This is a genomic window from Vibrio sp. 704, assembly GCF_033339295.1.
On the sequence record NZ_JAWOUH010000627.1, the window covers coordinates 1 to 620 of the forward strand.

General features: G+C 51.0%; 1 protein-coding gene and 1 pseudogene. Both read right to left on the reverse strand.

Features of this window, described 5'->3' with window-relative positions:
* Window positions 1-372 (reverse strand): ABC transporter substrate-binding protein (locus R7R24_RS28155; RefSeq protein WP_318120369.1); only part of this gene is annotated, 372 nt, incomplete at its 3' end.
* Between the two features lie 50 nt (window positions 373-422).
* Window positions 423-620 (reverse strand): annotated as a pseudogene (locus tag R7R24_RS28160) (ABC transporter ATP-binding protein); the annotation flags it as partial.

Genomic DNA, 620 nt, shown 5'->3' on the forward strand with positions numbered 1-620 from the left:
TGCGGTTTGAGCCGCGGCTTCGTTTTGCGAAAAATTCGGCAAATACACCACCGGCGCGATTTGTCTGAGCAGGGGAATCAAATCTTGCTGGGGAGACGCCGCTAGGATCACATCGGGTTTCAAGCTCGCTATCTTCTCTAAATTGGGTTCGGCGCGAGTGCCGATATCCTCAATGGATTCTGGTGCGTAAGGATTCACTACCCACTGGCGATAACCCGGCAAGTTAGGCGCAGCAATGGGCTCGATGTCCAACGCGAGCACTTGCTCCAAAATGTCCCAGTTGAGAACCACGACGCGTTGCGGCACTTGCTCAAAAGTCACCGCTCCGTACGCATCATGAACGGTAATGTCTGCGTTCGCTCGTGCAATCATCACTGTGAAAAGTAGAGTCGTGCAGCTTAGTTGTTTGAGAAATCGAACCATCATGCACATACCACCGCCACCTTCTGGCTAGCAAGTGTTTCCGCGGGCGTTGGATGGTCAATGAGCTTAATTGGTGATTCGTAAAGTGCAGACAAACGCGCTTCATCAAGCAGCATTTCGGCGTTGCCTTCAAAGGCAATTTGACCTTTTTTGAGCGCAACTATGTGGGTTGCGTAGCGCAATGCTAAGTTCAAATA